22 protein-coding genes and 1 tRNA gene are annotated in these 23,453 nt (G+C 71.5%); 16 read left to right on the top strand and 7 right to left on the bottom strand.

Going from position 1 to position 23,453, the window contains the following annotated elements; genetic code table 11:
• Nucleotides 1-17 precede the first annotated feature (17 nt).
• Entirely contained in the window at nucleotides 18-2,504 is a 2,487-nt protein-coding gene (locus ABIC53_RS09650) for an MMPL family transporter (RefSeq protein ID WP_282502085.1), read from the top strand.
• Between the two features lie 15 nt (nucleotides 2,505-2,519).
• On the opposite strand, the gene ABIC53_RS09645 is transcribed toward ABIC53_RS09650, so the two are convergent.
• Together ABIC53_RS09645 and ABIC53_RS09640 are read right to left on the bottom strand one after the other, a co-directional pair.
• Nucleotides 2,520-3,845 carry an NtaA/DmoA family FMN-dependent monooxygenase gene (locus ABIC53_RS09645; RefSeq protein WP_282502086.1) on the bottom strand — a complete coding sequence of 442 codons (1,326 nt, stop codon included), beginning with the start codon at nucleotides 3,843-3,845 and terminating at the stop codon, nucleotides 2,520-2,522.
• Complete coding sequence (locus ABIC53_RS09640; protein WP_282502087.1) at nucleotides 3,842-5,179, bottom strand: O-acetylhomoserine aminocarboxypropyltransferase/cysteine synthase family protein; 1,338 nt, start codon at nucleotides 5,177-5,179, stop codon at nucleotides 3,842-3,844. Before ABIC53_RS09640 ends, ABIC53_RS09645 begins: the two co-directional genes overlap by 4 nt.
• Nucleotides 5,180-5,340: 161 nt before the next feature.
• On the opposite strand from ABIC53_RS09640, the gene ABIC53_RS09635 reads away from it, so the two are divergent.
• Nucleotides 5,341-6,198, top strand: coding sequence for a sulfurtransferase (locus tag ABIC53_RS09635; protein WP_282502088.1), 858 nt, complete (start codon nucleotides 5,341-5,343; stop codon nucleotides 6,196-6,198).
• A gap of 19 nt (nucleotides 6,199-6,217) precedes the next feature.
• On the opposite strand, the gene ABIC53_RS09630 is transcribed toward ABIC53_RS09635, so the two are convergent.
• Entirely contained in the window at nucleotides 6,218-6,787 is a 570-nt protein-coding gene (locus ABIC53_RS09630) for a flavin reductase family protein (RefSeq protein WP_112616979.1), read from the bottom strand.
• Nucleotides 6,788-6,872: 85 nt separating this feature from the next.
• Between ABIC53_RS09630 and ABIC53_RS09625 the strand changes: the two genes are divergently transcribed.
• The 3 genes from ABIC53_RS09625 to ABIC53_RS09615 all read left to right on the top strand — a co-directional run bounded on the left by ABIC53_RS09625 (nucleotide 6,873) and on the right by ABIC53_RS09615 (nucleotide 10,012).
• A complete protein-coding gene (locus ABIC53_RS09625) occupies nucleotides 6,873-7,685 on the top strand; it encodes a nitroreductase family protein (RefSeq protein WP_282502090.1) in 813 nt (270 codons plus the stop codon).
• Nucleotides 7,686-7,841: 156 nt separating this feature from the next.
• Complete coding sequence (locus ABIC53_RS09620) at nucleotides 7,842-8,861, top strand: pyridoxal-phosphate dependent enzyme (protein ID WP_282502091.1); 1,020 nt, start codon at nucleotides 7,842-7,844, stop codon at nucleotides 8,859-8,861.
• On the top strand, nucleotides 8,858-10,012 hold the full coding sequence (locus ABIC53_RS09615; RefSeq protein WP_282502092.1) for a cystathionine gamma-synthase: 1,155 nt from the start codon (nucleotides 8,858-8,860) through the stop codon (nucleotides 10,010-10,012). The genes ABIC53_RS09620 and ABIC53_RS09615 overlap by 4 nt, the downstream gene beginning before the upstream one ends.
• Nucleotides 10,013-10,034: 22 nt before the next feature.
• Here the strand turns inward: ABIC53_RS09615 and ABIC53_RS09610 are convergent, their stop codons facing one another.
• Nucleotides 10,035-10,535, bottom strand: a complete 501-nt coding sequence (locus tag ABIC53_RS09610) for a DnaJ family domain-containing protein (protein ID WP_282502093.1) — start codon at nucleotides 10,533-10,535, stop codon at nucleotides 10,035-10,037.
• Between the two features lie 67 nt (nucleotides 10,536-10,602).
• On the opposite strand from ABIC53_RS09610, the gene ABIC53_RS09605 reads away from it, so the two are divergent.
• The 7 genes from ABIC53_RS09605 to ABIC53_RS09575 all read left to right on the top strand — a co-directional run bounded on the left by ABIC53_RS09605 (nucleotide 10,603) and on the right by ABIC53_RS09575 (nucleotide 18,461).
• The gene (locus ABIC53_RS09605; RefSeq protein ID WP_282502094.1) at nucleotides 10,603-11,679 is read left to right on the top strand and encodes an FUSC family protein; all 1,077 of its coding nucleotides are present in this window, start codon (nucleotides 10,603-10,605) and stop codon (nucleotides 11,677-11,679) included.
• Nucleotides 11,680-11,742: 63 nt separating this feature from the next.
• Nucleotides 11,743-12,330: a PadR family transcriptional regulator gene (locus ABIC53_RS09600; RefSeq protein ID WP_282502095.1), complete on the top strand. Its 588-nt coding sequence runs from the start codon at nucleotides 11,743-11,745 to the stop codon at nucleotides 12,328-12,330.
• A 185-nt stretch (nucleotides 12,331-12,515) separates the two neighbouring features.
• A complete protein-coding gene (locus ABIC53_RS09595) occupies nucleotides 12,516-13,148 on the top strand; it encodes a hypothetical protein (protein WP_282502096.1) in 633 nt (210 codons plus the stop codon).
• Nucleotides 13,149-13,239: 91 nt separating this feature from the next.
• On the top strand, nucleotides 13,240-14,259 hold the full coding sequence (locus ABIC53_RS09590) for a LacI family DNA-binding transcriptional regulator (RefSeq protein WP_323987265.1): 1,020 nt from the start codon (nucleotides 13,240-13,242) through the stop codon (nucleotides 14,257-14,259).
• Between the two features lie 89 nt (nucleotides 14,260-14,348).
• Entirely contained in the window at nucleotides 14,349-15,962 is a 1,614-nt protein-coding gene (locus ABIC53_RS09585; protein WP_282502098.1) for a xylulokinase, read from the top strand.
• Between the two features lie 28 nt (nucleotides 15,963-15,990).
• Nucleotides 15,991-17,493 (top strand): L-arabinose isomerase, encoded by a 1,503-nt coding sequence (gene araA, locus ABIC53_RS09580; protein ID WP_112616582.1) that lies wholly within the window; start codon nucleotides 15,991-15,993, stop codon nucleotides 17,491-17,493.
• A gap of 32 nt (nucleotides 17,494-17,525) precedes the next feature.
• Nucleotides 17,526-18,461 (top strand): aldose 1-epimerase family protein, encoded by a 936-nt coding sequence (locus ABIC53_RS09575; RefSeq protein ID WP_282502099.1) that lies wholly within the window; start codon nucleotides 17,526-17,528, stop codon nucleotides 18,459-18,461.
• A 39-nt stretch (nucleotides 18,462-18,500) separates the two neighbouring features.
• Here the strand turns inward: ABIC53_RS09575 and ABIC53_RS09570 are convergent, their stop codons facing one another.
• Both ABIC53_RS09570 and ABIC53_RS09565 read right to left on the bottom strand, forming a co-directional pair.
• The gene (locus tag ABIC53_RS09570) at nucleotides 18,501-19,046 is read right to left on the bottom strand and encodes a hypothetical protein (RefSeq protein WP_274178413.1); all 546 of its coding nucleotides are present in this window, start codon (nucleotides 19,044-19,046) and stop codon (nucleotides 18,501-18,503) included.
• Nucleotides 19,046-19,462: a DUF4383 domain-containing protein gene (locus ABIC53_RS09565; RefSeq protein ID WP_112616587.1), complete on the bottom strand. Its 417-nt coding sequence runs from the start codon at nucleotides 19,460-19,462 to the stop codon at nucleotides 19,046-19,048. Before ABIC53_RS09565 ends, ABIC53_RS09570 begins: the two co-directional genes overlap by 1 nt.
• A 219-nt stretch (nucleotides 19,463-19,681) precedes the next feature.
• Between ABIC53_RS09565 and ABIC53_RS09560 the strand changes: the two genes are divergently transcribed.
• The 4 genes from ABIC53_RS09560 to ABIC53_RS09545 all read left to right on the top strand — a co-directional run bounded on the left by ABIC53_RS09560 (nucleotide 19,682) and on the right by ABIC53_RS09545 (nucleotide 22,299).
• The gene (locus ABIC53_RS09560) at nucleotides 19,682-20,110 is read left to right on the top strand and encodes a YdeI/OmpD-associated family protein (protein WP_112616589.1); all 429 of its coding nucleotides are present in this window, start codon (nucleotides 19,682-19,684) and stop codon (nucleotides 20,108-20,110) included.
• Between the two features lie 44 nt (nucleotides 20,111-20,154).
• The gene (locus ABIC53_RS09555; RefSeq protein WP_269267287.1) at nucleotides 20,155-20,772 is read left to right on the top strand and encodes an asparagine synthase; all 618 of its coding nucleotides are present in this window, start codon (nucleotides 20,155-20,157) and stop codon (nucleotides 20,770-20,772) included.
• A 76-nt stretch (nucleotides 20,773-20,848) separates the two neighbouring features.
• Nucleotides 20,849-20,921, top strand: a tRNA-Arg gene (locus ABIC53_RS09550).
• Between the two features lie 124 nt (nucleotides 20,922-21,045).
• On the top strand, nucleotides 21,046-22,299 hold the full coding sequence (locus tag ABIC53_RS09545) for an FAD-binding protein (protein ID WP_282502100.1): 1,254 nt from the start codon (nucleotides 21,046-21,048) through the stop codon (nucleotides 22,297-22,299).
• 13 nt (nucleotides 22,300-22,312) lie between these two features.
• On the opposite strand, the gene ABIC53_RS09540 is transcribed toward ABIC53_RS09545, so the two are convergent.
• A complete protein-coding gene (locus ABIC53_RS09540; protein ID WP_274178416.1) occupies nucleotides 22,313-23,383 on the bottom strand; it encodes an FUSC family protein in 1,071 nt (356 codons plus the stop codon).
• Nucleotides 23,384-23,453: the final 70 nt, after the last annotated feature.

The following is a 23,453-nucleotide window of genomic DNA, read 5'->3' as shown; positions in this document are numbered from 1 at the left end:
TTCCGAAGGAGTCGCTGATGGCCGAGCTGCTGTACCGCCTGAGCAAGGGAGCCGCGCGTCGCGCATGGCTCGTCGTCGTCGCCTGGGTCGCCGTGCTGGGGATCGCCGGCGGCGCCTTCGCGCTCGGCTTCGGCGGACTCTCATCGAGCTTCGACATCCCGGGCACCGCTTCGTCGAAGGTCACCGACCAGCTCGCCGAGGAGCTGCCCGACTTCGCCGGAGCGGCGGGCACCGTCGTGTTCCACGCTGAGGACGGCGCGCTCACCGACGATCAGCGTGCGGCGATCTCCGACCTCGTCGCCTCCGCCACGGATCTGCCCGACGTCGCGACCGTCAACGACCCGTTCGAGGCCGAGGCGCAGCGCGCGGCGCAGGCCCAGCAGCTGGCTGACGGTCAAGCGCAGATCTCCTCCGCGCGCGACCAGCTCGACGCCGGACAGGCGCAGCTCGATCAGGGCACGGCGCAGCTCGAGGCGGGCCAGGCCCAGCTCGACGCCGCGCGCGCCCAACTCGAGGCAGCCGGTGCTCCGGCCGCGCAGCTCGCCGCGCTCGACGCTCAGCAGGCTCAGCTCGACGCGGGCCGCGCCGAGCTGGAGCGGCAGCAGGCGACCCTCGACTCCGGGCGGACCGAGCTCGAGGCGCAGGCCGAGACCGCCGACCTCGGCGGGCGCCTGCTCGACCTCGCCGACGGTATCGCCCTCGTCTCGCCGGACGGCTCGACCGCGACCGTGAACGTCGCCTTCACCCTGCCGCGCCTCGAGCTGCCGCAGGATGCGAAGGACGCCGTCGTCGAGCACTTCACCGCCGAGCCGATCGACGGCGTCGAGGTGGGCTTCTCGACCGAGATCTCCCAGGGCGTGCCGAAGATCCTTGGCGTCGGCGAGGCCGTCGGCGTCGCGGTCGCCGCCGTGGTGCTGCTCATCATGCTCGGCAGCCTCATCGCCGCCGCCCTCCCGCTCGTCACCGCCATCGTCGGAGTGGGCGTCGGCGTGCTCGGGGTGCTCGCACTGTCGGGAGTCGTGCAGATGGCTTCGGTGACGCCCGTGCTCGGCGTGATGCTCGGGCTCGCGGTCGGCATCGACTACGCCCTGTTCGTGCTCAATCGGCACCGCAAGCAGCTGCTGCGCGGGATCGACCTGCACGAGTCGATCGGCCTCGCCGGCGGAACCGCCGGAAACGCCGTCGTGTTCGCCGGATCGACCGTCGTCGTCGCCCTCCTCGCCCTCAACATCACCGGCATCCCGTTCCTCGGTCTCATGGGTACGGCGGGAGCCGTCTGCGTCGCCATCGCGGTGCTGATCGCGATCACGCTGCTGCCGGCGCTCCTCGGGCTGCTCGGGATGCGCGTGCTCGGCCGTCGTGCGCGTGCGCGCGTAGGCCAGCCCGACGCGGTATCGACCCCGACGCGCGCGATGCCGACCTGGCGCGCCATCACGACCGCCGTCGTGTCGGTCGGGCTCCTGCTCGCCCTCGCGGTTCCGGCGCTGTCGATGCGGGTGGGCCTGCCCGACGGAGCGTCCGAGCCGGAGGGATCGAACGGCCAGCGTGCGTTCGAGCTCACCGAGGACGCGTTCGGCCCCGGTGCGAACTCGCCGCTGCTGGTGACCGCGAGCCTGCCCGAGGGCCTCGACGACACGGGGCGGCTGCGAGCGCAGGTCGCTGTGGCCGAGGCGATCGCCGACCGCGACCACGTCAGTGCCGTCGCGCCGATCGCGGTCTCCGACAGCGGCACCATCGCGGCGTTCCAGGTGATCCCCACGGATGGGCCGAGCAGCGTCGCGACCGAGGACCTGGTGCGTGACCTGCGCTCACTGCCACCGGTCGACGGCGAGTACGCGCTCGGTGTCGCCGGTCAGGCCGCCATCAACATCGACATCTCCGAGGGGCTCGTCGGCATTCTGCCGATCTACCTCGCGGTCGTGGTCGGGCTCTCGCTCGTGATCATGATCGTCGTCTTCCGCTCGCTCGTCGTGCCGCTCATCGCGACCGGAGGCTTCATCCTGTCGCTGTTCGCGACCTATGGCGCCGTCGTCGCGGTCTTCCAGTGGGGATGGGGTGCCGAGCTCATCGGTCTGCACACGACCGGTCCGATCCTGAACTTCCTCCCGGTGATCCTCGTCGGCATCCTGTTCGGGCTCGCGATGGACTATCAGCTGTTCCTGGCGTCGGGGATGCGCGAGGCGTTCGTGCACGGCTCCGAGGCGAGGCTCGCCGTCATGCAGGGCTTCCGTGCCGGGCGTTCGGTCGTGATCGCGGCCGCGCTCATCATGGTGTCCGTCTTCGGCGGCTTCATCTTCGCCGAGGCGACGATCATCCGCTCGATGGGCTTCGGTCTCGCCTTCGGCATCCTCGTCGACGCGCTCGTCGTGCGCATGCTGCTCATGCCCGCGCTCATGCACCTCATCGGGCGCGGTGCGTGGTGGCTGCCCCGGTGGCTCGACCGCATCCTCCCGGATGTCGACGTCGAGGGCGCCAAGCTCGAGCGCACGCACCCGCACGTCTGAGCGCGCCGGCCGGGGTCAGAACGCGTCGAGGTCGGCGCGCAGGCCCTGCCCGGTGTGCTCCGAGCGCAGGATGCCCCGCCGTCGCAGTACCGGCACGAGCTCGTCGAGAGCGCGGTGGAGCGTCACGGGGTGGAAGTCGCCCGAGAAGATCAGCCCGTCGTTGTCGGCGTCGTCGCCGAGCGCCTGGATGACGTCGGCGATCTCCTCCGCGGTCCCCACCGTGCCTCCGGCACCGTCGGTCACACGTCCGAGCCGCGCCTTGCCGGCGAGGATGTCGCGCAGCGGCGCCTCGGAGAAGTCGGAGTACCGCCCGAGCAGCCCCCGGATGGTGCCCTTCGAGACGTGATCGCCGAAGATCGCGGGATCGAGCGGGCGGTCGAGGTCGAGCGACGTGAGGTCGGTCTCGAGGTCGCTCGACCATGCCTCGGCCACCTCGACGAGCGTCGCCTCGTCGGGATGCCGCGATGCCTCGACGATGCGCTCCGCCTCCTCGACCGAGCTCGCGACGATCGGTTTGACGACGAAGAGAGTCTTGATCGCGTCGGCGTCCCGCCCCGCGGCGATCGCCGCTTCGCGCACGCGGCCGCGGTACGCGCGGATGCTCGCGGGGTCGAGGTTCGACAGGGCGAGCTGGATCTCGGAGTTCGCCCCGGCGAAGCCGATGCCCCGCGGCGAGCCGCCGGGGGAGGCGACGATCGGGTCGCCGGCGGGCAGGGGCTCGGCGTTGAGGGGACCGTCGAACGAGAAGTACTCGCCCCGGTGCTGGACGGCGTGGATTTTCGAGCCGTCGGCGTAGATCTGCGTGTCGGGATCGGCGATCAGTGCGTCGTCGTCCCAGCTGTGCCACAGCAGGCGCAGCGCATCGAGCCATTCCTGCGCACGGTCGTAGGCAGCGTCGTGCCCGAGGCGCTCCGCGCCGAAATGATGCGCCGACCCGACGTCCGTGACGACGTTCAGGCCCAGCCTGCTGCCGCTGAGGTGCTGCAGCGACGCGAACTGGCGAGCGGCGAGGTACGGCGGCCACGCGGCCGGGTTGACGGTGGGGATGACGCCCAGGTGCTGCGTCGCGGCGAACAGGTACGGGGCGAGCGTCCACGGGTCGTGCTTGGGCCCGCCGTAGGCCTTGCGGACGCGGAGGTTCAGCGTCTCGGGAGTGATCCCGACCGAGAGCGCGTCTTCGATCAGGACGAAGTCGAACCCCGCCTGCTCGAGCTCACGGGCCGAGTGCTGGTAGAGGTCGGGCTTCTGCCACGGCCAATTCCACCGCTGGTACGGCCGCGCCCAGCCGTGGGGACCGAAACCGCGCGAGAGGAACCAGCCGAAGTGCTGGGCGCGCGTCATGCCGACACCGCTTCCGGTGCTGCGGCGGTCGCGGCTCGGGCGGCATCGAGTCCGCGGTCGAGGTCTGCGATGAGGTCGCCGGCGTCCTCCAGGCCGACCGAGAGCCGCAGCAGGCCCGGCCCGACCCCGATGCGCGCCAGGTCGGCGTCACTGCGGCTCGCGTGGGTAGTGGTCGCCGGATGCAGCACGAGCGACCGCACATCGCCCAGGTGGGTCATCGGGGTGAACAGCCGCACGCTGCGCGTGAAGGCCTCCGCAGCTGCCCGCCCGCCGGTGAGGGTGAAGGAGAACAGCGCGCCCTGCCCCGCGGGGAGAAGGCGCACGGCGAGGTCGTGGTCCGGATGCGAGGGGAGTCCGCTGTAGTCGACGCCGGCGACCTCCGGGCGGGTCTCGAGCCAGCCGGCGAGGGTCGCCGCCGTCTGCGATTGCCGCTCCACTCGCAGCGACAGGGTCTCGATGCCCTGCAGCAGCAGGAAGGCGTTGAGGGGCGACGGTGAGGGGCCGAAGCGCATCGCGACGCGGCGCGCGGTGTCGAGGAAGGCGCGCTCGCCCGAGCGTTCGACGAACGTGCGGCCGTCGGGTCCGGTCTCGGCCGCGATCTGGCGGAAACGGCCGGGCGCGGCATCCCAGGCGAAGCGTCCGCCGTCGACGATGACGCCGCCCAGACCCGTGCCGTGGCCCGACAGGAACTTCGACGCCGAGTGGATGACGATGTCGGCCCCGAGCTCGAGCGGGCGCAGCAGGTACGGCGTCGCGAGGGTCGAGTCGACGACGAGCGGGATGCCGTGCCGGTGTGCGACCTCGGCGACGGTCGGGATGTCGAGCACGCCGCCGCGCGGATTCGCGATCGTCTCGGCGACGAGGGCGCGGGTGCGCGGGCCGATCGCCGCCTCCCAGGCGGCCGGGTCGCGCGGATCGTCGACGAAGTCCGTTGCGATGCCGAGGCGCCCGAACTCGGAGCGCAGCAGCTCGCGCGTTCCCTCGTAGATCGCGGAGGCCGCGACGATGTGGTCTCCCGACTCGAGGATCGTCAGCAGCGCCGTCGAGGTCGCCGCCTGGCCGCTGCCGACGAGCAGCGCGCCCACGCCGCCCTCGAGGTCGGCGATGCGCCGCTCGGCCGCCGCCGCGGTCGGGTTGCCCACGCGCGTGTAGCTGAACCCGGTGGCGGGGTCCGCGAAGCGGCCCTCGCCGTCGGCGATGTCGTCGAATTCGAAGCCGGCGGTCAGGTAGATGGGAGTCGCGCGCGAGCCATACGCGTCGAAGCCACGGGCGCCCGCGTGCAGCTGGCGCGTCGCGAAGGCGAGGGATTCGGAGTGGTTCTCGAGAGCGGGCATGGGGGGAAGAGTACGGCGGGCGGCCGCGGCGGCGCTTCTCCGCCGTCATCCGGAGTCACGCGGTGACCGGAGCTCGCCCTCGTGTGTCTCTCTGTGTTCTCCGGTTTCCGACTGTTTCGGCCCCGTTCACGACGGGAGCGCGCGGTGGCGAGCATGGGGTCATGTCCCCCCTGGTGAGTGTCGACGACCTCGCCGCCGAACTTGCCGCGGACGCTCCGGTGCGTCTGCTGGACGTCCGGTGGCGCCTGGACCGTGCCGAAGGACGACCCGACTATCTGCTCGGGCATCTGCCCGGCGCCGTGTACGTCGATCTCGAGCGCGAGCTCGCTCGTCCCGGTGTTCCGGAACAGGGACGGCATCCGCTTCCCAGCCGCGCAGATCTCGAGGCCGCTGCCCGGCGGTGGGGTGTGAACGCGGGCGACCGGCTCGTCGCGTACGACGACAACGACGGGGTCGCCGCGGCTCGTGCGTGGTGGCTGCTCCGTCGCCACGGCCTCGACATCCGGGTGCTCGACGGCGGCTTCCGCGCCTGGGTCGGATCGGGCCGTCGCCTGGAGCACAGCGACCGCGCCGCGGCGACCGGTGACGTCGATCTCCCGGAGGGGAGCGGAGGCCTCGCCGGCATCGACGAAGCGGCTGTCGCCCCGGCGCGCGGGGTTCTCCTCGATGTGCGCGCACCCCAGCACTACCGCGGTCAGGCGGTGGGGGCCGACCCCGTCAGCGGCCACATCCCGGGGGCTCGCAACCTTCCGACCGTCGTCCACATCGGCCCGGACGGTCTTCTCCGCGACCCGGACGAGATCCGCATGTCGCTCGCGGCCGTCGGAGTCGGACCCGACACGGACGTCGTCATCACGTGCAGCTCGGGCGTCGCTTCAGCCCACACCGCGCTGGCGTTCGCGGTGGCCGGGTACCGCCGGGCGCGCGTGTTCGCGGGATCGTGGAGTCAGTGGTCCCGCGATCCGGGACGCCCCGTCGCGACGGGGCCGAGTCCGGCGGCCACGATCGGCGTGGTCTGACCGGGCTCGGGGAACCGCGTCAGTCGCGGATCGCCGAGCCCTCGCTGAGCCGGTGCCACGTGCGGTTGTGGTAGACCAGCGCATCGCCGTGCCCGCCCGGCTCCACGTCGCGCTCGACGTGCGACTGCAGGGCATGGCCGGCGATGACGATCGAACCGCCGGCATCCATGCGAGAGACGACGGCGCAGCGGACCCAGGCGCGGACGCCGCGGTAGACCGGCTCGCCGGTGGTCAGCCGTGACCAGGCGGAGGCGTCGGCGAAGCGGTCGATGCCGCTGGTCGCGCCGAGCTTCGCCAGCGCGAGGTCGTCGGCGTCGAGCAGGTGCACCACGACGGTCTCGGCCGTCGACAGCACGGCGGAGGCGGAGGACTGCGCCGACACCGAGAACACCAGCAGCGGCGGGTCGGCGCTCACCGAGGAGACCGACGTCGCCGTCAGGGCGACCGGACCATCGCCGGCGTCGGCCGTGATGACGGCGACACCGCCGGGGTGCCCGCGGAAGAGCGTCTTGAAGTCATCGGCGGACAGCGAACCGCCCAGATGACGGGAGGGGTGCTCCGCGGACGGGTCGAGGTTCGGCTGCGACATGATCACGACGTTAGTAACCACGACGACCCGTCGCATGTTCCGTGAACGTCGGAGACGATCGATGACGCCGTGTAACGTGCCCCGCGTGACGACGGAACCACACGACGGCTGGACTCGGCGGTACGGTTCGCCCGCTCCCGAGGGCCTCCCGCGCAACGATGTGCTCGATGTGCTCTACCGTCACCGTTCCGTGCGGCGATTCGGGCCCGGCGAGATCGACGATGCGGCGCTGACCGCGATCATCGCCGCCGCCCAGTCGGCCTCGACGAGCTCGAACCTGCAGGCGTGGTCGGTGATCGAGGTGCGCGACCACGACCGACGCGATGCGCTCGCACGACTCGCGGGCGACCAGGACTTCATCCGCCGGGGCGGCGTCTTTCTCGTCTTCGTCGCCGACTGGGCGCGGGCGCGCGAGCTCGCGCATCGCGCGGGGGAACCTTCGGATGCCGTGGAGTACATCGAGAGCACGATCGTCGGCTTCATCGACGCGGCGCTGGCCGCACAGAACGCCGTGATCGCCGCCGAGTCGCTGGGCCTGGGCGCCGTCTACGTCGGGGCGGTCCGGAACCATCCCGAGCAGATCGCCGACCTGCTCGAGCTTCCCGACGGGGCCTTCCCGGCGTTCGGCGTCGTCCTCGGCCACCCCGACCCGAACGACCGGGCGGGGGTGAAGCCCCGGTTGCCGCAGCGGGTCGTCCGTCACCGCGAGACCTACCGTCTGCCGGACGACGCCGAGATCGCCGCATACGAGGACGCCGTCACGGCGTACTACCGCACGCAGGGCGAGCCGCGGGGCTGGCTCCGCGCCGCGATCGCCCGGGTGCGGGATGCCGCGAGCCTGCACGGGCGCCACACGATGCGCCGCTCGCTCGAACGCCGCGGTCTGTCGTCGCGCTGAGCCCGACAGCCGGAACCCTCGACAGCGGCGCGGCCCTGGCTTAGAGTTGACGCGTGCAGACCTGTCGTTGTTGTCGCTGAGCGCCGCCGCGCTCACCTCAGACGACCCCGACAGCACCCGCGCCTCTGAGCGCGCGGACACCGTGAGGAAACCCTCGTGCGCTACGCAGAGAACATCGCCGATCTCGTCGGCAACACCCCGCTCGTTCGTCTGACCCGCGTCGCCGCCTCGACGCGCGCGACCGTGCTCGCCAAGGTCGAGTACTTCAACCCGGGCAGTTCGGCGAAGGACCGCATCGCCGCGAGGATCATCGAGGCCGCCGAGCGCGACGGATTGCTGCGCCCGGGCGGCACGATCGTCGAGCCCACGAGCGGCAACACCGGTGTCGGACTCGCCCTCGTCGCGCAGCAGCGGGGCTACCGGATGGTCTTCGTCGTGCCCGACAAGTTCGCCGGCGAGAAGGTGGCCGTGCTGAAGGCGTACGGCGCCGAGGTCGTGATGACCCCCGCGAGCGTCCCGCCCGAGCATCCGGACTCGTACTACAGCGTCTCGGACCGGCTCGCGCGCGAGATCCACGGCGCGTTCAAGCCGAACCAGTTCGCCAACGCCGCCGGACCGCGGGCTCACTACGACACGACCGGACCCGAGATCTGGCGTGACACGGTGGGACGCGTGACGCACTTCGTCGCTGGGGTCGGCACCGGCGGCACGATCACGGGGACGGGGCGTTACCTGCGCGAAGCCTCCGGCGGCGCGGTCACGATCGTCGGTGCCGATCCGGATGGATCCATCTACAGCGGCGAGGTGGGGAGGTACCTCGTCGAGGGCGTCGGCGAGGACTTCTGGCCGGAGACCTTCGACCCCTCGGTGGTCGACCGCTACGAGCGCGTCGGCGACCGGGAATCGTTCGCGATGACCCGACGCCTGGCGCGCGAAGAGGGACTGCTGGTCGGCGGTTCGTCGGGCATGGCGGTCGTCGCCGCCCTGCGGACGGCACGCGACCTCGGACCCGACGACGTCGTCGTGGTCGTGCTTCCCGACCATGGCCGCGGATACCTCTCGAAGATCTACGACGACGACTGGATGCGGACCCACGGGTTCGCCGACCTGGTCGACGAACCCGACCACGGCATCCCCGATCCCCGCACGACCCACGACACCAGGAGCGACGCATGAGCACGCACGATTCCGCCCGCGGCCTCGCCAGCCTCGCCGTCCACGCCGGCCAGCAGTTCGACCCCACCACCGGGGCCGTCATCCCGCCGGTGCACTTCTCGACCACCTTCGCTCAGGACGGCATCGGCCGCCTCCGCGGCGGGTATGAGTACGGCCGCTCGGGCAACCCGACCCGGACGGCGCTCCAGGTGCAGCTCGCGGCGCTCGAAGGCGGCGCGCACGGCTTCTCGTTCGCGTCGGGCCTCGCGGCCGAGGACGTGCTGCTGCGTGCCGCGCTGACGCCCGGCGACGAGGTGCTGCTCGGCAACGACGTCTACGGAGGCACCCATCGCCTCATCGCCCGTGTCTTGGCGCCCTGGGGGGTCGAGCTGCGTGTCGTCGACATGAGCGACCTGGCCGCAGTGCGGGCCGCGGTCGCCGAGCGGGCGCCCCGTGTGCTGTGGGTGGAGACGCCGTCGAACCCGCTGCTGCGGATCACCGACATCGCCGGGCTCGCGGCCATCGGACACGAGGCCGGATCGCTGGTCGTCGTCGACAACACCTTCGCGACCCCCGCGCTCCAGCGTCCGCTCGAGCTCGGGGCCGACGTCGTCGTGCACTCCACGACGAAGTACCTCGGCGGACACTCGGATGTCGTCGGCGGTGCGCTCGTGCTCGATGACGACGCGCTCGCCGAGAAGATCGGCTTCCTGCAGTACGCCGCCGGTGCGGTGTCGGGACCGATGGATGCCTGGCTCACGACGCGCGGCATCAAGACGCTCGATGTCCGCATGCAGCGTCACAGTGAGAACGCCGGGGCCATCGCCGCGTTCCTCGAGGGGCACGAGCGTGTCGCCCGCGTGTTCTACCCCGGGCTCGCCTCTCACCCGGGGCACGAGCTCGCCGCGTCGCAGATGACCCGTTTCGGGGGCATGCTCTCGCTCGCGCTCGAGTCCGGCGAGGCGGCGCGTCGCTTCGCGGAGTCCACGCGGCTGTTCCAGCTCGCCGAGTCGCTCGGCGGGGTCGAGTCGCTCGTGAACTACCCCGACGCGATGACCCACGCCTCGGTCCGCGGCACGGAGGCCGCCGTGCCGGTCGAGGTCGTGCGGCTGTCGGTGGGCATCGAGTCGGTGGACGATCTGCTCGCCGACGTGGAGCAGGCGCTGCGCTGACGTCCGGGCGCCGGCGAACCGCTCAGCGCCGGAACAGCCGCCGACGGCGTCGAGGCTCGACCGGGGGAGCGGCGGATGCCGCGGCGGCGGCATCCGCGCGACGCTGACGCCAGGCCGCGACCTCGGTCTCGACGTCGCGCGTCGGCGTCACCACCGGTGGGCCGCCCTGCAGCTGCCGGCGGGCCTCGACGACGCGCCGGTTGAAGTCGGCGACGTACTCGCGCACATCGTCCTCGCGGGTGAGCGCGTCGACGCGGGCATCGAACTCGGCGTGCTCGATCCGCAGGGTCAGCGCCGGCGGACCGAGGCCGGTGAGCTGCTCCTCGCGGATCTTCCGTTTGATCCACCAGTCGGGGTCATGGTGCGGGCCGAGGTCGGCGATCGGCTTGCCGGCTCCCGGCAGGTCGTCGAAGTCGCCGCGGCGGATGGCCTGCTGGATCGCCGTCTCGATGTAGGCGGCTCGTTCGCGCGCGCCGGGCGCGGGCGTCTCCGGCGGCGGGGATGCGGGGGAATCGTCGCTCATGTCGTTCTCCGCCTCCAGGGTACGTGCCGGTGCGCGGGCGTCGCCGTTCTCGCGAGACAATGGGGTAATGCCGTTTTCGCCCGAACCGACGCCCGACAGTTCCGGCCGGTGGCGGCGTGAGGCGGGCGAGCTGGGCCGCAGCCTGACGCGATTCGGGCCGTCGCCGGGGCCACGCTGGCATCTGGGGCTGCAGGCCGCGCTGGCGATGGCGGCGCCGGTCATCGTGCTCTCGGCGCTGGGGCTCGAGAGCATCGCGCTGCTCGCGGCGACCGGAGCGTTCGCGACGCTCTACGGTGGGCGTCTGTCGCCGCTCGAGCGCCTGCGCTTCGTCCCGATCGTCGCGGCGGTGCTGTGGTCGTGCGCGGCGGTCGGGGTCGCGGCGGCGGCCATCGGTCCCGTCGCGGTGGCCGTCGGCCTCATCGTGGTCGCCGTCGCGGCATCCGTTCTGGTCTTCGGGCGCTCGGTGGGGCCGCCGGGCCCGCTGTTCGCCGTGCTCATCTACGGGCTGTCGGCCCACGTCACCGCGCCGCAGTCATCGCACGCGGTGAACCCGGCGCTGTACCTCGGTATCCTCGCGGCGTCGCTCCTGTTCGGATGGCTGGTCACGGCGGCCCCACTCGTGCGGCGCGCGCACCGCGGCACGCAGCCTCGCGCGCTGCGCTCTCTCTTCCCCGCCGCCTGGGGTGGGGCGACGACGCGGACACTCGTCACGCGCACGGCGGCGGTGGCGGTCGTCGGCACGGCGATCGCGCTCCTCGTCGATCCCGAGCGCGCCTATTGGATCGTCGGGGCGGGGATCGCCGTGCTCGGGGTCAGCACGAGTCGGCGCGTCGCGCTGTCGCGCGGCATCCACCGGGCGCTCGGCACCGCGGCTGGTGCGGCGGTGTTCCTCGCGATCAGCGTCGTGCCGCTCGGCGGCGTCGTGCTCGGCATCGTGCTCGGCGCACTGCAGTTCGTCATCGAGCTCGTCGTCGTGCGTCATTACGCGCTCGCGCTCGTCTTCATCACGCCGCTCGTGCTGCTCATCCTGAGTGCGGCGGGCGCGGGCGGTGCGGAGCTCGCGGCAGAGCGCGTCGTCGACACCGCGGTGGGCGTCGGGCTCGGCATCCTCAGCAGCCTGATCGTGGTGGGGCCGCGCCGGTAGGTCGTTCGATACCCGGTATGCATATACTCGCAAACTACATACCCGGTATGCGAAAGGACGATCGTGTCGGTTCGACTCAGCCTCCTGGCGATCCTCGATCAAGGCCCCTGCTACGGCTATCAGCTGCGGGTGGAGTTCGACCGTCGGACCGGGTCGACGTGGCCGCTGAACGTCGGCCAGATCTACAACACCCTCGACCGGCTCGAGCGGGACGGGCTCGTCGAGAAGGGGGCGGTCGATGGGCAGGGCCACGTCTACTGGCAGATCACGGATGACGGTCGCGCCGAGGTCGCGTCATGGTTGGGCTCGCCCGTCGAACGGCCGGCGGGCACACGGGATGAGCTCGCGATCAAGCTCGCGGTCGCGGCGACCCTCCCCGGAGTCGACGTCGGCGAGGTGATCGCGGCGCAGCGTCGCTCCTCGCTCGCGCGGCTGCAGGAGCTCCGCACTTCCGAGTACGCCGGCGCGAACCCCGAGGGCCCCGAGGAGCTCGCCTGGTCGCTCGTGGTCGATTCCATGGTCTTCGCGGCCGAGGCCGAGGTGCGGTGGCTCGACCACGCCGAGCATCGCCTCGCGCAGCATCCGGGACGCGCCATGGCGATCGAGCTGTCGACCGACAAGCCCAAGCGCGGGCGCCCGGTCAAAGCCTGAGCCGGATCGACCGCTCTCAGGCGACTGCCAGGAAACCGCCGCGATCCGCATGAGGGCGCGGATCGCAGGCGGCCCGAACGGGGGCGGATGCGCGGTTTTCGCTCGAGGTGTCCAATCCGCATCCGGGGGTCGTCCCGGATAGCCCCACGTGCCGCAATCCAGCGCACGTGACGGAAGGAAGAGACATGCGTACGAACCTGAAGCGAGCAGCAATCTTCGGCACGGCGGGCCTGGGTGCCGCCGCGATCGCCACCGCCGGATTCGCCCTGCCCGCGTCGGCTGACGACACCACCGCAGTCGACTCGTCCACCACCGACACGACCACCACCACCACGGATGTCGCATCGTCGTTCGATGCGCTGTCGACGTGGATCGACGGCGTCCTCGAGGCCAACGGCAACGGCGTGGGCGAGAACGCGAACGTCGGCAACCTCGGGCTCGAGGGCGGCCTCGTCAACGGCCCGCTGATCAGCGACGTCGGCAACGGCGCGCTTCTTTCGGGCAACGACACCCCGATCGCCTCGGGCAACGACACCGCCGTGGACGCCCCGGTCGACGCCCCCATCGTCTCGGGCAACGAGACCGGCAACGGCAACGAGACCGGTAACGGCAACGAGGTCGGCAACGGCAACCAGACCGACACCGACCTCGGCAACGGCACGGACGTCGGCACCGGCGACGTCAGCACCGGCGAGGTCAGCACGGGCGACGTCACGAGCGGAATCGGCAGCACCGTCGACAACCTCGTCGGCGGCATCACCTCGGATGTGACCTCCGACGTCGACGACCTCGTCGGCGGCATCCTCGGCGACCGCTGATCCACCGGATCCGGTCCGACCGAGAGGTCTCGAAGGGCGGCACGCGGCTTCGGCCGGTGCCGCCCTTCGGCGTGCCCGCTAGCCTGGCGCAGTGAGCGAAGCGATGTCCGGGCGGGCGCGAGTGGGCGTGCGGGATGTCGCCGCCGCCGCGGGGGTGTCGACGCAGACGGTCTCGCGTGTCATCAACGACCACCCCCACATCCGGCCCGAGACGCGGGAGCGCGTGATCACAGCGATGGCCGAGCTCGGCTACCGCGTCAACAACGCGGCCCGTGCCCTCGGGACCGCGACGACGCGCACGATCGGGGTGATCGCCTCCGACACCGACCTCTACGGCCCCGCGGCGGGCATCGGCGCCCTCGAACGTGCCGCGCGCGCGGCGGGCCAGTGGATCGCCACGGCCTACGCCGACGGCTCCGACGCAGGGAGCGTGACCGCTGCCGCCGATCACCTGCTCGCCCAGGGGGTGGACGGGATCGTCGTCGTGGCGCCGCATACCGCCGCCCTCGAGACTCTTGCTGCGGCATCCCTCGGAGTTCCCGTCGTGCCGCTGCATGCACGAGTGGATGCCGCGGGGGAGCGAGCGAGCGGGGGCGGCGACCGCGGCGCCGAGGGAGCGGCGCTCGCCGTCGATCACCTGCTGGACGCCGGGCACCGCCGCATCGCTCAGCTGTCGGGCCCCGCTGCCTGGCTCGAGGCCGTCGCGCGCGACACCGGTGCCGAGTCTGCGCTCGCGCGCCGGGGACTGCAGCTCGCGGGTCGATGGCGCGGCGACTGGTCCGCCGGCTCGGGTGCAGCCATCGCTTCCCGCATCGCCGCCGCCGTCGGCGAGGCAGCCGGGCCGACCGCGATCGTCGTCGCGAACGATCAGATGGCGCTCGGCCTCATCTCCGGGCTGGCCCGCCTCGGGGTGGATGTGCCCGCGGACGTCAGCGTGGTCGGTTTCGACGACCATCCCGACGCCGCGTTCTACCGGCCCGCCCTCACCACGGTGCGTCTCGACATCGCGGGGGAGGCGCGGCGGTGCGTGCGCATCCTGCTGGGCGCTGACGCCCCGGCCGGTCCGGAACCGCCCCGGCTCGTGGTGCGCGACTCGACTCGCCGGGTCTGAGGTTCGTCGATCCGTCCCCGCCGATACTCGCGTCGACGCTGTGTTACCGGTAACATGATCCCACCGCGGCACGACCAATGGAGGCATCCGTGACCCACACCGCCACGCGCGACCGATCGGCAGAGCGCGACGACATCCTCGCCGGTCGCACGAGCCTGGGCATCGAGTTCGGTTCGACGCGCATCAAGGCGTGCCTCATCGGCTCGGACCCCACGCAGGTGCTCGCGACCGGTTCGCACGCGTGGGAGAACCGCTTCGAAGAGCGGCGCTGGACGTATTCCCTCGACGACGTCTGGTCGGGTCTCCAGGGGGCCTACGCCGACCTGGAGGCCGCGGTCGAGTCGGAGTACGGCGTCGTGCCCGCGACCTTCGGTGCCATCGGCGTCTCGGCCATGATGCACGGCTACCTCGCGTTCGACGCCGACGACGAGCTGCTCGTGCCGTTCCGCACGTGGCGCAACACGAGCACGGGCCCGGCCGCGGCCGAGCTCACCGAGCTGCTCGGCATCAACATCCCGCTGCGGTGGTCGGTCGCCCACCTGCACCAGGCGGTGCTCGACGGCGAGGCGCACGTCGCCGACATCCGTCACGTGACCACCCTCGCCGGGTACGTGCACGCCAGCCTGACCGGCGAGAAGGTTCTCGGAGTCGGTGATGCATCGGGGATGTTCCCGATCGACCCGGAGACGCGCGACTACGACCAGCGCCGCGTCGACCTGTTCGACGCGCACAGCGCCGGGCGACTCCCCGCGAACCTCCGTGCTCTGCTGCCCGAGGTCCGCGTGGCGGGTCAGGCCGCCGGCTCGCTGACCGCGGCTGGTGCCGCGCTGCTCGATCCGTCCGGCGTGCTGCGGCCCGGCATCCCGTTCTGCCCGCCCGAGGGCGATGCGGGCACCGGCATGGTCGCCACCGAGGCTGTCGCGCCCCGCACCGGCAACGTCAGCGCCGGCACGAGCATCTTCGCGATGGTCGTGCTCGAGCGGCCGCTGCAGTCCACGCATCACGAGATCGACGTGGTCACGACGCCCGCGGGCGATCTCGTCGCGATGGTCCACTGCAACAACGGAGCAAGCGAGCTCGCGGCCTGGGTGGGGATGTTCGAGCGATTCGCCGCAGTGTCGGGATCGGCGCTCGACGCGGACGCCGTGTACGACACGCTGTTCCGTGAAGCGCTGTCGGGAGACGCGGATGCCGGCGGCCTGCTGGCGTACAACCACCTCGCGGGCGAGCCGATCGCCGGCACCGAGGAGGGCCGTCCGCTCTTCGTGCGCGCCCCCGACAGCCGGTTCACGCTCGCCAACGCGATCCGGGCGCAGCTCTACGGCGTGTTCGGCACGCTCGCGCTCGGCATGCGCGTGCTCGACCGCGAGGGGGTGCAGCTCGACCGGATGTTCGCCCATGGCGGCATGTTCCGCACCGCCGGGGTCGCCCAGCGATTCCTCGCCGCCGCCCTCGGCGCCCCGGTCGCGGTCGGCGACACCGCCTCCGAAGGCGGGGCCTGGGGCATCGCCGTCCTCGCCGACTACCTCGTCCACGGCGACGGTCTCGATCTCGACGCCTATCTCCGCGAGCGCGTGTTCGCGTCGGCGTCGATCGACGTCGCCGAGCCCGACGAGGCGGATTCCGCCGGCTTCGCCGCCTATCTCGACCGTTACGACGCGGGGCTCGCCGTCGAGCGCGCCGCCGTCGCCGCCCTCTCCTGACCCGTCCGACATCACCGGAAGAAGAACAATGACCCTCTCCACCTCTCTCGAGCAGTACACCGTCTGGTTCGTGACGGGCAGCCAGAACCTCTACGGCGAGGAAACCCTGCGCCAGGTCGCCGAGCAGTCGCAGCAGGTCGTCGACGGCCTCGCCGGGCTGCCGGTGCGCGTCGAATGGAAGCCGGTGCTCAAGGACTCCGAGTCGATTCGCCGACTTGCGCTCGACGCCAACGCCGACGACTCGGTGATCGGCGTCATCGCGTGGATGCACACCTTCAGCCCGGCCAAGATGTGGATCACGGGCCTCGACGCTCTTCGCAAGCCGCTGCTGCACCTGCACACGCAGGCCAACGTCGAGCTGCCCTGGGCCGACATCGACTTCGACTTCATGAACCTCAACCAGGCCGCTCACGGCGACCGCGAGTTCGGCTACATCCAGACCCGCCTCGGCGTCTCGCGCAAGACCGTCGTCGGCCACGTCTCGAACCCCGAGGTCACGCGCCAGATCGAGGACTGGCAGCGAGCCGCGGCCGGCTGGCAGGCCGCCCGTACGCTCAAGCTCGCGCGCTTCGGCGACAACATGCGCTACGTCGCCGTCACGGAGGGCGACAAGACCGAGGCCGAGCTGCAGTTCGGCGTCCAGGTCAACACGTGGGGCGTGAACGAGCTGGCGGATGCCGTCGCCGCGGCCTCCGACGCCGACATCGACGCGCTCGTCGAGGTGTACCTCGCGCAGTACGACGTCGCCGAGGAACTTCTTCCCGGGGCCGAGCGTCACCAGTCGCTGCGCGACGGCGCGGCGATCGAGATCGGGCTGCGTTCGTTCCTCGAGGCGGGCGGGTTCGGCGCCTTCACGACGTCGTTCGAAGACCTCGGCGCGCTCAAGCAGCTTCCCGGGCTCGCCGTCCAGCGCCTCATGGCCGAGGGGTACGGCTTCGGCGCCGAGGGCGACTGGAAGACCGCGATCCTCGTGCGCGTCGCCAACGTCATGGGTTCGGGCCTGCCCGGCGGGGCGAGCCTCATGGAGGACTACACCTACGACCTCGTTCCCGGTTCGGAGCGCATCCTCGGGGCGCACATGCTCGAGGTGTCGCCGTCGCTGACGACCGCCAAGCCGCGTCTGGAGATCCACCCGCTGGGCATCGGCGGCAAGGACGACCCGGTGCGCCTCGTCTTCACCGCCGACCCGGGTCCCGCCCTCGTGGTCGCGATGAGCGACATGCGCGACCGCTTCCGCCTGACGGCGAACGTGGTCGAGAACGTCGAGGCTCCCGACCTGCCGAAGCTGCCCGTGGGCCGGGCGATCTGGAAGCCGGCCCCCGACTTCGCCACGTCGGCCGCGTGCTGGCTCGCCGCCGGTGCCGCCCACCACACCGTCATGACGACGGCCGTCGGTATCGAGGTGTTCCGCGACTTCGCCGAGATCGCCGGCACGGAGCTCGTGGTCATCGACGAGGACACGACGGTGCGAGGATTCCAGAAGGAGCTCCGCTGGAACCAGGCCTACTACCGCCTGGCCCGCGGACTGTGAGCTCCGAGGACCAGAACCGAGAGGGGGCGCCCGTGGCGGCATCCGGAACGTCGTACGTGCTGCGATTCGGCGACGCCGAGGCGATCGTGGCGAGCGTGGGGGCGTCGTTGCGCTCCTTCCAGGTCGCCGGACGCGACCTCGTCGTGCCCTACGGCGAGGACGAGGTGCGCCCGGGATACCGCGGTGCGACGCTCGCACCGTGGCCCAACCGCGTCGTCGACGGTGAGTACGAGGTGGCGGGCACGCGCTACCGCCTCGCCCTCACCGAGCCCGAGCGCCACCACGCGCTGCACGGCCTGGTGGCGTGGCTCGACTTCGAGCCCATGGTCGTCGGGGGCGACCACGTGACGCTCGGCGCCACGATCGTCGCGCAGACCGCCTACCCGTGGACCGTGCGCATCGAGACGACCTACCGGCTCGGGGCCGACGGCCTGACGCAGACAGTGCGTGCGACGAACGAGAGCGCGGATGCCGCGCCCTTCGGCACCGGCCCGCACCCGTATCTCGTCGCCGGATCCGCGCCGCTGGACGAGTGGACGCTCGAGCTGCCTGCCGACCGCGTGCTCGAGGTCACCCCCGATCGGCTCTCGCCGGTCGGGCTGGCCGACGTCACGGATGTCGCCGAGTTCGACTTCCGCCAGCCGCGGACGCTGGGCCCCGTCGAGATCGACCACGCGTTCACGGCGCTCTCACGTGCCGAGGACGGCATCGCCGCCGTACGGGTGACCGACCCGTCGGGAACCGGTGTCGCGATCTCGTGGGATGCCGTGTGCCCGTGGGTCCAGGTTCACACCGCAGACCTCCCCGGCGGGCCGGCTCAGCCGGGGCACCGCGCGGGTCTGGCCGTCGAACCCATGACGTGCGCGCCGGATGCCTTCAACGCCTCACGGTACGACTACGACGCGGGGCTCGTCTTCATCGAGCCGGCCGACACGGTCGAGGCCTCCTGGCGCATCAGCGCGATCTGACCGGATCCGAGCTGTCCGAGCCGCCGAGCGGCGGCTGGATCAGTGGCTGTGCTCGGTGGAGAAGAGCGGGTGGTCGGAGTGGCTCGGGGCGGCCCGGCCGGCTTCCGTCGCGCCCAGCGCAGGCGTGACGAGCCCGGCGACGATGACGCAGCCTGCGACGAGTCCGATGACGCTCGTCCGCGGGGCGACGGGGGCGTCGGCGGGGGAGGTGCCGGCGGACGCAGAGCGCGCCCGGCGCACGACGGCCGCCGCGGCCACGCCGTACGACACATGGAGAAGCGCGGTCACGCCGACGGCGTGCACGCTGATCCGCATCGGGTCCGCTGCGAGAGCGAGCCCCGATACGACCGTGCCGACGACGGCGATGGCCATCGCGACGCGGGGAGCGACGAGGCGGCCGCGGGTCAGGGCGGCGACGCCCCAACCGAGAGCGGCCGCCCCGACGACGGCCGCGAGGACACCGACGCCGCGGTCAGCGACGCCGGTGCCCTGCGTGATCATGCCCGCGCCCACGCCGAGCTGAAGCAGGCCAGCCCCCCACGCGGCGAGCGTGGGCCAGGAGCGGGTGAGCGCGGCGGTGTTCATCAGGCGACGGCGTGGCGACGGTTGTCGACGGCGCGGTCGGTGCCGAGGCCGACACCCAGCAGCACGAGGGCGCTGGCGAGGTGGAGGAAGTGGTCGGCGGTGTTCAGGGCGAGCACGTTCGCAGCGCTGTCCTGGATGAAGAAGCCGACGATGCCGAGCAGCAGGTAGGCCGCTCCGACGGTGACGTTGACGCCCTTCGCGGCGCGGACGCCCGAGAGGCCGCCGATGAGCAGCGCGGCACCGATCAGGAGGTGCGCGATGTTGTGCAGCGGGTTGACCTCGAAGATGCCGAGCAGCAGACCACCCTCGGTGGCGATGAAGTCGACGCCCGCGGTCACGGTGAAGCCGAGGAGGCCGACGAGGATGTAGACGGCGCCGAAGATGATTGCCACGAGGCGGTTCGGTGATGTACGCATGAGGGTTCCCTCCCATTGGGCGACGGATGTCGCGGTGCTGCGGTTGTTCGGTGACAGTGGCAGATCGGTTTGCCTCTGACGGAGCCCGGGGCGTCCGATCTTGTGTGAGTCGTCGATATCGATGGGGAGTAATGCCCAGGCCGTGACGCGAGGCTACGGTCAGCGATCTCACGGCTCACAGGCCTTGTGCGCCCTTATCGGGCGGTGGTATGGAGGAGCGTGCGATTCGAGACCACGCTGTCCCAGTTCGGCAACAACACCGGCATCGAGGTGCCGTTCTCGGTGCTGGATGCCCTCGGCGGCGGCCGTCGCCCGGCGGTCTCGGTCACGGTCAACGGGTTCGCTTTCCGCAGCACGGTGGGGTCGATGCGGGGTCTCGCCCTCATCCCCTTCTCAGCGGAGCGACGGCGCGAGAGCGGGCTTGCGGGAGGCGACCGGATCGTCGTCGACATCGAGCTCGACGACGCGCCGCGCGAGGTCGAGGTGCCGGCCGATCTCGCCACCGCCCTGACGGATGCCGGGGCGAGTGAGGCGTTCGCCGCGCTGTCGCCGAGTGCGCGCAAGGCGCACGTCGTGAACATCGAGTCCGCGAAGGCGCCCGAGACGCGCGCGCGGCGGATCGCGGCGGTCGTCGCCAAGCTCGGCTGACACGCGCGCCCCGTAGGATTGGGGTGAGGTGAGGAGGGGCAGCGTTGGCCACCCGTCAAGCGCGTACCAAGAGCTCGGAGATCGTCGCCGAAGGTTTGTACATCGCCTCCGCGGCGACCCGCCTCGCGCTCAAGAACGCCATTCTCGTCGACATCCTCGCCGATGGGCGCGACTTCGAGGCCGATCGTTTCCTCGACGACGCGCGTGACGCGCTGATCTCGCTCGCCGAGGAGGCCGAGGCCGACGCCGAACGCACCCACCGTGAACGCAAGGCGGCGAGCGGCCGCTACAGCGATTCGAGCGGAACGCACGACTATCGCAGCCGTGATGTGTCGAACCTGCGGCGACGGCGGAAGCAGTCGCTGCGGATCGCGAAGGAGCTGCGCGAGCGCGCCGCCGACGAGGCCGAGCTGCGCAAGCTCATCGCCGACGCGCGCGAGGCCGCGTGGGGCGAGGTGGCCGGAAACATCGATCGCACGCTGCGGATCGAGGCGGCGCGGCCCGATCTCGAGCCCGACTACGAGCGCATGCGCACGGCCCGCATGCAGGCCCTGCGGATGGTCGATCTGCCGCGCCTGCGCTCGCAGCGGCGCAATGCTCAGCGCCAGGCGGTCGAGCGCGACGAGGCCGTGGATTCCGCGGTCGCGCCGGTGATCGATTAGCCACTCCGCGCTCGATTCGCTCTTTGCGCGAGAGCGGGCTATGCTTGACGACGGCCCGGGAGAGATTCCGGGACATGCGCCCGTAGCTCAATGGATAGAGCATCTGACTACGGATCAGAAGGTTAGGGGTTCGAGTCCCTTCGGGCGCACACTGTGTTGAGACAGTGAACGAGAAGCCTCCGCTCTGCGGGGGCTTCTTTGTTTTCCTGGCTGCTCCCGCCGACTTTGTTGCGTCGCTATACATTCTCGGCGGGTATCGCGTAGCGTGGGTTCGTGACCGAACGGAACTGGGCCGGAACGCACACCTTCGCCGCCGAAGCCGTGCTGACACCGACGACGATCGCCGAGGCGCAGCGGTTCGTCGCCTCACACGACCGCATCCGGACGCTGGGAACGCGGCATTCCTTCAACGATCTGGCCGATACTCCCGGCACCCTTCTCGACCTGACGGCGATCGCGCCCGACATCGAGGTCGACGACACGGCCCGCACGGTGACAGTGGGGGCCGGCACGCGCTACGCCGTGGTCGCGCGACACCTCGCCGATCACGGCTGGGCGCTGCACAACATGGGGTCGCTGCCCCACATCTCCGTCGGAGGTGCGACGGCGACGTCGACGCACGGCTCGGGGGATCGCAACGGATCCCTCGCCACCGCCGTGCGAGCGCTTGAGTTCATCGGCCCGGGCGGCGAGCTCCGCACGGTCTCCGCGGGCGACGCCGACTTCGCCGGCAGTGTGGTCCACCTCGGCGCCCTCGGGCCGGTCGTCCGGCTGACGCTCGCGATCGAGCCGACGTATCAGGTGAGGCAGGACACCTACGCCGGCCTGACGTGGGATGACCTCTTCGAGCGATTCGACGGGGTGACGGCAGCCGGTTACAGCGTCAGTGTCTTCACACGCTGGAACACGCCCGACGTCGGCGAGGTATGGGTCAAGGAGCGCCTCGACGACACCGCGGCTCCCGACATGCCGGAACGAGTGCTGAGCGCACGCCGGGTGACGGCGAAGGCGGACTCGCCGGCGGCCGACGGGGTCGACAACACGACCGAGCAGGGCGGCGTCCCGGGCGACTGGTGCGAGCGTCTGCCTCATTTCCGCATCGATGCGACGCCGTCCAACGGCGACGAGATCCAGACGGAGTACTGGGTCGACCGGGCTGTCGCCGTCGACGCCATCGCCGCCGTCCGCTCGATCGCCGACCGGGTAGAGCCCGCCCTCCTCGTCACGGAGCTGCGCACCGTCGCCGCCGATGACCTCTGGCTCTCTCCCGGGTTCGGACGTGACAGCGTGTGCATCCATTTCACCTGGAAGAACGAGCCGGATGCCGTGCGCACGGCCATCTCGCACGTGGAGCGGGCGCTCGCCCCCTTCGATCCGCGCCCGCACTGGGGCAAGGTCTTCTCGATGCCCATCAGCGGATCGCTGCCGCACCTGGATGACTTCCGGGAGCTCGTGGCGCGCGTCGACCCGACGGGGAAGTTCTCGGGCCCCTACCTCGAGCGGGTACTGGGCATCCCCGCGCGCTGAGGAGCCCCGCGGCTCAGGTGAAGGGTCGCGAGGCGTCGATGATGCGGCTGAGGTCGACGGCGGTCCGCGTCCACGGTGAGATGCGCCCGTCGTTGCGGGCGGGAACCGTCTCGACGACGCGGGCGAGCGCCTTCTCGGCATCCTCGACCGTGGTCGCGGCGGCGGGGTCGCCCAGAGGGCGAGCCACGGCTCGGGCGGTCGCACGGACAGCCTCGGCGAGTGCGGCACGCGGGGGCGCGGCATCCGGTGTGAGGGGCAGCCCGTCGATGCCGTCGGCCAGCTCGATCGTCTGGCGGACGGTGTTCTCGAGGGCGCGCAATCGGCGGTTGTTCTCCGTCTCGATGCCCCGTCGGCGACGGGCGAGCGGATGCGCTTTGCGGCTGCGTGCGGCCTCGCGGACGTCGGTCGACACGGCGTCGAGGATCTCCTCGAGATAGCGCTGACCGGCCTCGTCGGCCGGTTCGCCGTCGGCGATCGAGGTCGCGAGCATCTCGAGCCGGTCCGATACGGCGTCGCGCAGCTGCGACAGGCGTGTGGAGGCGCGGCGGAGGTAGAGGGGCGGAATGATGGCGAGATTGACGGCGACGCCGATGACGACGCCGAACGCCATCGTGACGAGGTACGACACCGAGAAGCCGCCCGCGTCGTTCGCCCCGAGCAGCAGTACGAACAGGGCGGCGATGGCGATCCAGTCTCGGCCGGTGCCGAGCGCTCGGATGCCGCCGACGGCGACGCCGACGCCGACGACGATCGCCACACCCACGATGCGGGGGCTGGGGCCCGACACGAACCACAGGCCCACCAGGCCGATCGCGATGCCGATCGCCAGGCCGCCGACCGCCTGCAGGCCGGCCTTGGCCGAGTCGGCGATCGTCGGATACATGCTCACGAGCACGCCGAGCGGAGCGTAGTAGGAGTACTCGTCGTGCGCGAAAGGTACGTACGGCGCGAGATACCAGGCGATCGCAGCGGCGAGGGCCGCCTTGCCGGCGAGCAGCAGACGAGAGAGCGCGAAGGCCTCTCCGCCCGCGGTCCGCGCCGCGGCTTTCAGCGAGACAAGGCGGGGATGGGGTACGGCGGTCATCAATCGCGACGATAGGCGTACAGCGCGCCCGACAGCAGCCCCTTGACGCCGCCGGGCCCGTACGGCAGAT

This window comes from Microbacterium sp. 1262, assembly GCF_040544895.1.
Taxonomy (GTDB): domain Bacteria; phylum Actinomycetota; class Actinomycetes; order Actinomycetales; family Microbacteriaceae; genus Microbacterium; species Microbacterium plantarum.
Note: the sequence above shows the minus strand (reverse complement) of the source record. Positions and strands in the feature narration are given on the sequence as shown.

Coding starts and splice junctions, on each gene's coding strand:
- ABIC53_RS09650 (WP_282502085.1), top strand. CDS start 18: ATGGCCGAGCTGCTGTACCGCCTGAGCAAGGGAGCCGCGCGTCGCGCA.
- ABIC53_RS09645 (WP_282502086.1), bottom strand. CDS start 3,845: ATGACGCGCGCCCAGCACTTCGGCTGGTTCCTCTCGCGCGGTTTCGGT.
- ABIC53_RS09640 (WP_282502087.1), bottom strand. CDS start 5,179: ATGCCCGCTCTCGAGAACCACTCCGAATCCCTCGCCTTCGCGACGCGC.
- ABIC53_RS09635 (WP_282502088.1), top strand. CDS start 5,341: ATGTCCCCCCTGGTGAGTGTCGACGACCTCGCCGCCGAACTTGCCGCG.
- ABIC53_RS09630 (WP_112616979.1), bottom strand. CDS start 6,787: ATGTCGCAGCCGAACCTCGACCCGTCCGCGGAGCACCCCTCCCGTCAT.
- ABIC53_RS09615 (WP_282502092.1), top strand. CDS start 8,858: ATGAGCACGCACGATTCCGCCCGCGGCCTCGCCAGCCTCGCCGTCCAC.
- ABIC53_RS09610 (WP_282502093.1), bottom strand. CDS start 10,535: ATGAGCGACGATTCCCCCGCATCCCCGCCGCCGGAGACGCCCGCGCCC.
- ABIC53_RS09605 (WP_282502094.1), top strand. CDS start 10,603: ATGCCGTTTTCGCCCGAACCGACGCCCGACAGTTCCGGCCGGTGGCGG.
- ABIC53_RS09595 (WP_282502096.1), top strand. CDS start 12,516: ATGCGTACGAACCTGAAGCGAGCAGCAATCTTCGGCACGGCGGGCCTG.
- araA (WP_112616582.1), top strand. CDS start 15,991: ATGACCCTCTCCACCTCTCTCGAGCAGTACACCGTCTGGTTCGTGACG.
- ABIC53_RS09570 (WP_274178413.1), bottom strand. CDS start 19,046: ATGAACACCGCCGCGCTCACCCGCTCCTGGCCCACGCTCGCCGCGTGG.
- ABIC53_RS09565 (WP_112616587.1), bottom strand. CDS start 19,462: ATGCGTACATCACCGAACCGCCTCGTGGCAATCATCTTCGGCGCCGTC.
- ABIC53_RS09540 (WP_274178416.1), bottom strand. CDS start 23,383: ATGACCGCCGTACCCCATCCCCGCCTTGTCTCGCTGAAAGCCGCGGCG.